Genomic DNA, 10,236 nt, shown 5'->3' on the forward strand with positions numbered 1-10,236 from the left:
GTCAAAGTAAAACCTGTTCAAATAACTATAAACAGAGAGTTTAACGAAGCCGCTGATGAAGTATGAAATCATCATAATAAAAGATAAAACAAGAACTCTACTATCTGTTTTATTGATATTAACCGCTAAGTTAAATAAAAAGGCCATCAAAAAGCCCCACTCTATGAAGGCCCCTAACAAGTCCCCCAAAAAAGCATCTATATACATCTTTAAGTTCTATAACTGCTTTTGAAGTTGTTTTGACTTACCTGTACGTAAAAAGCGGTTCTTTAACGCATTTAGACCCAAGATATCTCTATCAACGATGAGTGCGATAATCATCGTAAAATCGAGTAAGTAGACGGTGAATGAGTAAAAGTCCCATAAGAACCAAGGACTTACATTACCAGTAATATGTAAATCATAATACATCAATAATTGAAGTATCGTATTTGAGCAAAGTACAAAAATTACATAGGTAAATGCTGGTGACTTAACACCCTTAATAAAGTAGGTACAACTAAAAATTACAGCTAGGGTAATTACATCATAGATAGCCCAACTAAGGTAGACACTTGAATTATCGAACCAAGAGAATAGATGATCACTTGTAAAGTATGATGCAAAAACAACGAGCGATAGCATTAACAGAACATTATTTCTTTTAGCATTTGCAATCCAGAGAAAGGCATTAAAAAAAAATGCCATCATTAATCCCCATACAACCATTGCAGGAAGAGATAAACCAAAATGTTCTGTTAAATACATCTTTTACTCATAGTGTAATTAATTTGGGCGTTTATCCGGATCTAATACAATGATACCACCGCGTTGGATTTCAGCACCGCCAGATAAAGCCATGGCTTCACTTGATAAAGTTACTGTATCAGATTGCAGGGTTTTATTACTAGTAGTTTGTTCCATAGCTGGCTTTGTTTGTTGCATTTGGCTGTAAGCTTGCATTTGCAATTGGCTATTGTTTGAAACTTGCATAAGTTAATTCCTTTAAGTTAATTGTTTTTTCAGTACAGCTTACAATAGCTTGCAAGCTGAGTTAAGCGTTCTCATTTTTTTGACGCTTTTTTATACTTCATCGCGACGTTGCCACCGCGCTGATAATAAAAGCAATTAACGATCCAACTTTTATAAATTTTGATCTTTTTGATCATAAAAGTCAGCAAATCTAAATTTCAGGCATAAAAAAACGCACAGGGGTAACCGTGCGTTTTTCTCATCCAGGGAATTTAAGCCACGTGTTTACACGGGATCACCGCGCTATTACTTGGCTTTAAAATATATTCCATTGCCACTTCATCGCAGTTCTCTTTGCGAAGGCAAAGCTCACAATCTTTGATCACTTTTTCTGGCAAACTGTCCTTGCTACAAAAGCTGAAACCTTGGCTTGCAAAAAACTCTGGCACTCTTGTCAGGACAATTACCCGACTAAGCGCCAAGCTTTTGGCTTTTTTTAGCAAATGTTCAACAAGTTGACGCCCCTGGCCGGCAATTCGTGATTCGGGGTCCACCCCGAGCGAGCGAATTTCAGCAAGGCCAGTGTCGTAAATATACAGCGAGGCACAGCCTGCAACTTGGTTTTCAACTTCAGTGACAGCAAACTCATTAATTGAGTGAATCATGTCGCTTTTAGCTCGTGGTAGGTTTTCACCTACCGTAGCCCAATGCTGAATTAGCTTAGCAATAGACTCAACATCATTTAAGGTTGCGTCACGTACCGCTATTTGCTGTTTTTTTTTGCGTATTTGATGGCACTAGTTACTTGCTCAACAGAGGTGCCACCCAGAGCTTGTCTTGCTTTAATACAGGCGTCTAATTCTAATACAGGATATACATCTGATTCGAAAATGCTATGCACAGACTTAAATTGCTCTAAACTTAAATCTTCTAAGTTATTCCCTTGTGCAATAGCCATTTGCACGAGCGTACCAACAATGTGGTGACCTTCTCTAAATGGAATACCTTTAGCCACTAAATAGTCAGCAAGTTCAGTCGCATTTGAGTGACCACCTTTTGCAGCTGCTAATGTTTTATCTGCATTAACTTTAATGCCTTTGATACACGCTTGCGCCATATGAATACATGCCAGCCAAGTTGGCATCGCATCAAATAAGCCCTCCTTGTCCTCTTGCATATCTTTATTGTAAGCAAGTGGTAGGGCTTTTAGTGTCATCATCATGGCACTGAATGCGCCAAAAACACGGCCTGTTTTACCACGGATTAATTCAAGTGCATCTGGGTTTTTCTTTTGCGGCATTAGTGAAGAACCTGATGTCACCCCATCAGAAAGCTCAATAAAGCCCGCTTCACCAGAGTTATAGAAAATTAAATCTTCAGCCATGCGCGACAAGTGGATCATCGAAATCGATGCGCAGCTTAATAGCTCAACTACAAAATCACGATCTGATACAGCATCAAGGCTATTGCGTGTGGCACCGGTAAAACCTAACCCTTCGGCAAGAGTTTGCCTATCAATTGGGTACGCAGTCCCGGCTAATGCACCGCTACCAAGTGGGCAATAATTCATACGATTTTTGGCATCGGTTAAGCGGCTTTCATCACGCTCAAGCATTTCAACATAGGCCATACACCAATGACTAAATAGCACAGGTTGGGCGCGCTGTAAGTGTGTGTAACCAGGTAAAATAGTGCCAAGCTCACGCTCAGCTAAGGCAATAAACTCACCTTTCAGCTCTGCGATTGCTTCAAGAATATGCTCAGCTGTATCACGACACCATAAACGGAAATCTGTTGCTACTTGGTCATTACGGCTACGACCGGTGTGTAACTTTTTAGCAAGGTCACCCACTTTATCAATCAGTGCTGATTCAACATAAGAATGAATATCTTCATGTCCTGCTACAGCAACTGCTTGTGGGTTCGCTTTAACTTCATCTAACAGCTTATTAAGTGCTGCAACTAGGTCATCGTATTCTTGCTGGTTTAAAACGTTTACTTGTTTTAACGCTCCAGCCCAAGCAACTGAACCAATAATGTCTTGCTCTGCAAGTTGATAATCAAAAGGAAGTGAATCGTTGAATTGTTTAAACGCTTCATCTGGACCCGTAGAAAAACGTCCGCCCCATAGTGCCATTGAACTGTCTCCAAATTCGGCTATTGCCCTGCAATGCAGGGCAATAATTAAATTACTTTTTCGTTAGTGCTGAGATTCTGCTTGAAAGCGAGAATAAACGAATGAAGCCTTCTGCATGTGATTGGTCATATACATCATCTTCGCCGAAGGTTGCGAAATCTTCGCTGTATAAGCTATTCGGTGATTTTTTCTGTACCGCAGTGACTTGGCCTTTATAAAGCTTAAGCACTACTTCACCCGTTGCTAACTTAGACAGTGATTCAGCGCCTGCAAGAATCGAGTCTTTTAATGGCGTAAACCAACGACCGTCATAGACTAAGTGAGAGAACTCGCCACCAAGTACTTCTTTCCATTTACGGCTTGATTTATCTAGCACTAGCTCGTCAATAGCTTGAAGAGCAGCCATGATCACAGTGCCCCCTGGTGTTTCATAACAGCCACGCGACTTCATACCCACCAAGCGGTTTTCTACGATATCAACACGACCCACACCATGCGGAGCAGCAATGTCATTTAATTTAACTAAGCAGTCATATGGTTTAAGCGATTCACCATTAACAGCAACCACTTCACCTTCAACAACGTTTAATGTTACATATTCTGCTTCATTGGGTGCTTGCTCTGGCGAGTTAGTCCAAGTCCATACTTGATCACTTGGTTGGCACCATGGATCTTCAAGCTCACCACCTTCGTGAGAAATATGCCAAGCATTCGCATCACGGCTATAAATTTTTGTTGCTGACGCAGAACATGGAATATTACGCTCAGCTAAGTAATCAAGTAATGACTCACGGCTTGATAAGTCCCACTCACGCCATGGTGCAATCACTTTTAGATCTGGTGCAAGGGCTGCGAAACATGACTCAAAACGTACTTGGTCGTTACCTTTACCAGTACAACCATGTGAAAGCGCATCAGCACCTACTTTACGGGCAATTTCAACCTGCGCTTTAGCAATGATTGGACGCGCCATAGATGTACCTAGTAAATAAGTGCCTTCGTAAATAGAACCCGTTTTTAAAGTTGGGTAAATATAGTCGCTGACCATCTCGTCTTTTAAGTCAACGATATGGCATTCCGACGCACCTGAAGCTATGGCTTTTTCTTCAACGCCTTCAAGCTCTTCTGCGCCTTGGCCAACATCAGCAACAAACGCGATTACTTCACAGCCGTAGTTTTCTTTTAACCATGGCACGATTGCCGATGTATCAAGACCACCAGAATAGGCTAATACGACTTTTTTAATTGAACTCATTGGTGTTCCTTAAACAAAATTTGGATTTAATAATGTGACAAGTAGAGCATTTTGCGCGTGCATACGATTCTCTGCTTGTTGGATAATTTTTGATGCTGGGCCATCCATTACCTCAGAGGTAATTTCAAACTCACGATGCGCTGGCTGACAATGCAGTACCGTTTGCGCACCGGTTTTCTCTAGTAGGGCTTGGTTAAGCTGATAAGGCATATATTTAGCTTTAACCTGCTCAAGCGGTGTTTTATCACCCATTGAAACCCAGGTATCAGCATAGACTGCATTTGCGCCAACTGCCGCCTCAATTCTGTCACTCACCATGACAGAGGCACCATTCATTGCTGCAATTTGCTCTGCTTGCTTAAGAATTTGCGAATCTGGCGAACTACCTTTAGGACAAACTGCAACAAAATCAGTACCTAAAGTAGCGGCTAATAACATTAGAGAGTGTGTGACGTTGTTACCTTCACCTAAGTAAGCAAGCTTTAGTTTGCTAACATCGCCATGGACTTCTTGCAGCGTTAAAAAGTCAGCAAGCGCTTGGCACGGGTGATATAAGTCACATAAGCTATTAACAACAGGCACCGATGAATACTCAGCAAGCGTGGTCAGTGTTTTGTGTGCATTCACACGAGCAACAATGCCATCTGCCCAAGTTGAGATATTAAGAGCAAAGTCTTTAACTGATTCACGAGCGCCCATGGCACCATTTTGTGAATCTAAATAAACTGCGTGACCACCTAGTTTATTAATACCAATATCAAATGATAAACGAGTACGTAAACTTGGCTTTTCAAACAATGTAACCACTGATTTGCCCGCTAATGCTTGGCTGAAGTCAGCTGGGTTTGCTTTAATTTTTTGCGCTAAATTTAGTAATTTAAGTGCGCCTTTTTGGTCTAATTCAAGACCATTTAAGAAATTCTTTAACATGAAATACCTATGGTGTAATTTTCGTTCCTACATGTTCGCCTTTTAATAAAGCGACTAAGTTCTCTGGCTTCAGCCAGCTTGAGATATACACACCACGTCGTAAATGTTGGGCAGCAAGAAGGCTGGTCTTTACTTTGACCTCCATCCCGCCCTGAATGACTCCTTCAAGGATAAGTGTTTCGATTTGCTGCGTATTAAGTTGATGTAGAGGCTGCTTATTGGCATCAAGCACAGCTTCTACGTCTGTCATAAAAATAAGTTCTGCATTAAGCTCTTTAGCGATAGCCGCTGCAGCTTCATCTGCATTGACGTTGTACCATTGGCCATCTTCCCCAAAGCCAATAGAGCTCACTAGGGGTAAACGACCTTGTTCAAGCATGCTAGGTAGCACGCTGTCACAACTACCTGAGCACTGACCTACTTGCGCCAATACTTTAAGTTTTTCAGATACCAGTACACCCGCTTCATAAAGGCTTAAACCCACAGGTTTGTGGCCAGCGCTGATTGCTTGGCTCATCAATTGTTTATTGGCACAACCGGCAAGAGCACCAACAATATATGGCATTTGCTCATTTGGGCTGATACGTAGACCTTGATGTTTTGCAGTCACAAAGCCGGCGTCTTTAAGCCAAGCATCCACCAAGGCACCACCACCATGAACAATGACAAAGTTATCTTGTTGCTCAGAGGCTAAAACATCAAAAAGCGCTTTTGCGGCATCTGCGCTATTTAACACAGCACCACCGACTTTAATGATCCAAGTTTTCATTACAGCGCTCCTACTAAGCCAGTATGGTGAGGTTCACCCATGGCTAAATTAATGCACTGTAATGCTTGCCCAGCGGCACCTTTTAGAAGGTTATCAATCGCTGACATAACGATGAGTTGCTCACCTTTTTGTTGCCATGCAATATCAACATATGGTTGTTTAGCTACGCCTTTAATGCTTGGAATTTTATTGCCAAGTAAACGAATTAAAGGCTCATTTGCTAACACTTGATATGCCGTGCTCACTTGCTCTGCAGTTACACCTGGTTTTAATTGCACATAAATAGTTTCTAAAATTCCACGGGGGAAGTTACCCAAATGTGGCGTGAATAGCACAGAGTGACCAAGGTGCTGCTCAATCTCAGGTGTGTGTCTGTGGTTAAACAAGCCATAAGGAGCAAGTGACACTTCGCAAAAGTGAGTATTAACACTGGCTTTTCTACCAGCGCCTGTAACACCTGACACCGCATTAACAATAATGGCTTGATCAGCTAATAAACCCGCTTCTTTAAGTGGTTTTAAAGAATTAAGTGCTGCTGTTGGGTAACAACCCGCTACAGCAACAAGGTTTGCTTTACTAATCGCATCGCTATTCCATTCAGCTAAACCATATGCTGCTTGCTCTAAAAGCTCAGGATGTTCATGTGCGAAACCGTAATAAGTTAGGTAATCCTCATTCCCAGCTAAACGGAAACCACCAGATAGGTCGAATACTTTTTTACCCATGGCTAAAAATTGGGGAGCAAGATCAACACTGACCTTGTGATCTGTACACAGGCATACATAGTCAGCATTGCTTTCGATATCTTTGTACGCTTCAGAAGTTAGAGGTTGCAGTGTGTACTCTAACAATCCAAGGTGCTCAGGGTATAAATCGCTTAATAATTTACCTTTATCTAAACTCCCTTCAGACACATAACATGCTTTAAGGGTCAGTTTTGGATGCTTAGCAACTAAACTTGCCAGCTCTGCGCCGCTATAACCACTCGCGCCAATAATCACTACATTCATTGCTTACTTTTACCTATTAAATCTGTTTATCGATACGCCTAAAATTACTCGCTCAATTGCGAATAAAAACACTGTCTAAAGTAATGAAATCAGGTTATCGTCGTTTCGTGTTCATCGTACAGCTTTACTAATATTTATGCTTAAAAAGTGAATTGATATTCATCATAAATACTTTTATATTGTTATGCAATTAGATTGAATAATTATTTTTGGATTTTTTTATGTCGCTACCCTCTTTTATATCTATGTATCAGCAGCTAATTGCTGCCCCTTCAATTAGTGCGATTGAAGATTCTTTGTGCATGAGCAATAAAGGGGTTATTACCTTGCTCGCAAACTGGTGCGAAAGCCTTGGTTTTACATGTGAAATCACAGAGCTTGAAAACGGTAAAGGCCGTTACAACTTATTAGCGAAGCGCGGTGAAGGAGATGGCGGTTTAATGCTTGCAGGTCATACTGACACAGTGCCATTTGATGATAGCCGCTGGAATTACGATCCGTTTAAACTCAGCGAACATGACAATAAACTTTACGGTTTAGGTAGTATTGATATGAAGGGCTTTTTTGCCTTTGTATTGCAAGCAATTAGTGAGCTCGATGAAACTAAACAAACAGAGCCACTATTAATTTTAGCCACAGCCGATGAAGAAACCACAATGGCCGGTGCACAACAAATTTGCCGCCACCCAGACTTAAAACCAGCGCGCTGTATTATTGGTGAGCCAACTGATATGACACCAGTATTTACTCATAAAGGCCATATGAGTACAGCGATCCGAGTAATTGGTCGCTCAGGCCATAGTTCAGATCCTGAACGTGGTTTAAACGCCATCGAAGTCATGCATAAAATGATTACAAAATTGTTAATCATCAAAGAAGAATTAAAGAATAAATATTCAGTTGAGCACTTTGAAATTCCGTACCCTACTTTGAACCTTGGCCATATCCATGGTGGCGATAATGCCAACCGCATTTGTGGCTGCTGTGAAATGCACATTGATATGCGGCCTTTACCTGGTTTAAGTGTGCAAGAACTACAAGCGATTTTGCTAACAGCCGCAGAAGAGATTAATGCCCAATACCCAAATGCAGTGAGCGTTATCGACATGCATGAACCTATCCCAGCATTTAGTGGTAGCACTGATACAGCATTAGTAAAACTGGCCGAAAAAATCTCGGGTCAACCAGCTGTCGCTGTAAACTATTGTACCGAAGCTCCTTTTATTCAACAGCTTGGCTGTGAAACCATCGTCATGGGACCTGGCTCAATTAACCAAGCCCACCAGCCAGATGAGTTTTTGGCGATGGAAAAAATAAAACCTTCGCAAGCTATTATCAGTGACATGATTAAAGCAAGCTGCTTTAGCGAATAGGAGCATCACGCTCCCTTTTCTAATCCATATACTTACTCAAGTACTTTTTAAATACCGGATCAGTTTTCGCCAGCTCTTTTTGCTCCGCTAAAATATCTTTTAGAATTGCTTTAGAGGTTAACGGGTTGGCTAATACAACGCGAAATACCACGGTGGGTTGATGGTCATATTTTGCAGGAGTTAAACGAGTACGCGATACAAAAGAACGACCCGCTTCACGCTGACGCTTTTGCATGCTTGCAGTAAAGCGATTCAACGAAGCGTAAATATCTAATTTCGTTTCTTCGTCAGCATCTTTAAGCTTCGCTTGGATTTCTTTTGGTACGTAACGATAGGTTAATAAGCAAAGCTCAGGCTCTGAGATTAACTCAAAGTCTTCATCCTGCTTGATCATGTCGGCAAAAGTGCGGGCTTTCACGATACTGCGATCAATTAGCATCTCGTAGCCTTTACGGCCAATAACACGTAAGCAAGCATGCACTAACATTGCCATACCAGGGCGGCTGCCCTCAAGGGTATGACTGCCTAAATCTTTTGAGCCTTTACGAAGAATATATTCCGCATGATGCTCAATAGCATCCGTCGCAGCTGGGTCTTTAAATAACACCAGACCAGCCCCCATTGGTACATACATTTGTTTGTGTGCATCAATGGTTATTGAATCAGCACGTTCGATACCGCTCAATAGGTGGCGGTAATTTGAAGATAATAAGGTTGAACCACCCCATGCAGCATCGACATGAAAATGACAGCCAAGTTCTTCGCTCAAATCAGCCATTTCATTTAGTGGATCTATGCTGCCTGTTTCAGTCGTCCCTGCAACACCCACAAGTGCCATTACCTTAATGCCAGAGGCTTCAAGCTCATGGGCCTTTTTACGCATCGCATCGACATCAACTTTATTATTTTCGCCGGTTGCAATTGCGACAATGTTATCGCGACCAATACCCAGTAAATCAACGGTTTTGCCTAATGAGTAATGGCCTCGCTCAGAAACAAGCACAGCTAAGCCTTTATAACCATAATGCAGCATTCCAGCGATTAAACCCTGTGCAGCAATACCTTTATAGTCACCATCCGCTTTTAATAAACGGTTGCGGGCTATCCATAAAGCAGTAATGTTAGCGACAGTGCCACCTGAACAAAATGCGCCTAATGACGTTTTCGCACTGTGCATCCATTTACTATAAAAGCTGTCGTCCTCACCATAAGCAAGGTGATGCATCATGCCCAAAACTTGTCTTTCTAGAGGCGTAAATGCCTTTGAAGTTTCAATTTTTACTAGGTTTTGGTTAAGACCGACCATTAACTTAGAAAGCGGTAACACAAAATGCGGTAATGCTGAGGTCATATGGCCAATAAAGCTCGGCGCAGCGGTATGAACAGAATGAGCAACCAACTGCTCCATAATGTCTTGAGCATAGTCAGATACAAAGGTCGGCTCTTCTGGAATAGTAGCCGTTTGAAAGTCTTTTTCAATTTCGTGCAAAGGCTTTTCGATAGCAGCTATGTTCTCATTTAAGAACCCTGCTAAGTTGCTAGAAATTTCAGATTCGATTTTACTTAATGTCGAGTCTGGTGCTTCTGGCACCGTAAAAATACGAATCAAGCTTTCTTTAGAGGCGACGGCACAACGCTTTTGATCCATCCTAATACCCATAATTAGCAGCTAAAAATGCACCCGATGATGGGACATCTGGGTAAGCACTTTTGCGGCACTGTTTCTACGAAATTGGCTAACTTTACTGGAATATCACGAAAATGTCTCGCATAAAGCAAAAAAGCGCTAATTTCGATGACAAAAAAGTGAT

8 protein-coding genes and 1 pseudogene are annotated in these 10,236 nt (G+C 41.6%); 1 reads left to right on the forward strand and 8 read right to left on the reverse strand.

All coding sequences use genetic code 11. The annotated features are described in order from the left end of the window. Positions 1 to 216: 216 nt before the first annotated feature. The 7 genes and pseudogenes from J8Z28_RS14360 to argC all read right to left on the reverse strand — a co-directional run bounded on the left by J8Z28_RS14360 (position 217) and on the right by argC (position 7,052). Positions 217 to 747, reverse strand: coding sequence for a hypothetical protein (locus J8Z28_RS14360; RefSeq protein WP_058585809.1), 531 nt, complete (start codon positions 745 to 747; stop codon positions 217 to 219). 18 nt (positions 748 to 765) lie between these two features. Beyond that, complete coding sequence (locus J8Z28_RS14365) at positions 766 to 972, reverse strand: hypothetical protein (RefSeq protein ID WP_062566416.1); 207 nt, start codon at positions 970 to 972, stop codon at positions 766 to 768. 251 nt (positions 973 to 1,223) lie between these two features. Next, positions 1,224 to 3,088: pseudogene (argH, locus tag J8Z28_RS14370) on the reverse strand (argininosuccinate lyase). A 52-nt stretch (positions 3,089 to 3,140) separates the two neighbouring features. Further along, complete coding sequence (locus J8Z28_RS14375; protein WP_054551091.1) at positions 3,141 to 4,343, reverse strand: argininosuccinate synthase; 1,203 nt, start codon at positions 4,341 to 4,343, stop codon at positions 3,141 to 3,143. A gap of 9 nt (positions 4,344 to 4,352) precedes the next feature. Beyond that, positions 4,353 to 5,273, reverse strand: coding sequence for an ornithine carbamoyltransferase (locus J8Z28_RS14380; protein WP_055198268.1), 921 nt, complete (start codon positions 5,271 to 5,273; stop codon positions 4,353 to 4,355). 7 nt (positions 5,274 to 5,280) lie between these two features. Then, positions 5,281 to 6,042, reverse strand: coding sequence for an acetylglutamate kinase (gene argB, locus J8Z28_RS14385; RefSeq protein WP_054560942.1), 762 nt, complete (start codon positions 6,040 to 6,042; stop codon positions 5,281 to 5,283). Next, on the reverse strand, positions 6,042 to 7,052 hold the full coding sequence (gene argC / locus J8Z28_RS14390) for an N-acetyl-gamma-glutamyl-phosphate reductase (RefSeq protein ID WP_062566418.1): 1,011 nt from the start codon (positions 7,050 to 7,052) through the stop codon (positions 6,042 to 6,044). The genes argB and argC overlap by 1 nt, the downstream gene beginning before the upstream one ends. Before the next feature lie 221 nt (positions 7,053 to 7,273). Between argC and argE the strand changes: the two genes are divergently transcribed. Further along, positions 7,274 to 8,425, forward strand: coding sequence for an acetylornithine deacetylase (gene argE, locus J8Z28_RS14395; protein WP_062566419.1), 1,152 nt, complete (start codon positions 7,274 to 7,276; stop codon positions 8,423 to 8,425). 19 nt (positions 8,426 to 8,444) lie between these two features. Here the strand turns inward: argE and panP are convergent, their stop codons facing one another. After that, the gene (gene panP, locus J8Z28_RS14400; protein ID WP_054560945.1) at positions 8,445 to 10,073 is read right to left on the reverse strand and encodes a pyridoxal-dependent aspartate 1-decarboxylase PanP; all 1,629 of its coding nucleotides are present in this window, start codon (positions 10,071 to 10,073) and stop codon (positions 8,445 to 8,447) included. Between the last annotated feature and the right edge of the window lie 163 nt (positions 10,074 to 10,236).

The sequence above is a fragment of the Pseudoalteromonas sp. SCSIO 43088 genome, assembly GCF_023650795.1.
GTDB lineage: Bacteria > Pseudomonadota > Gammaproteobacteria > Enterobacterales > Alteromonadaceae > Pseudoalteromonas > Pseudoalteromonas shioyasakiensis.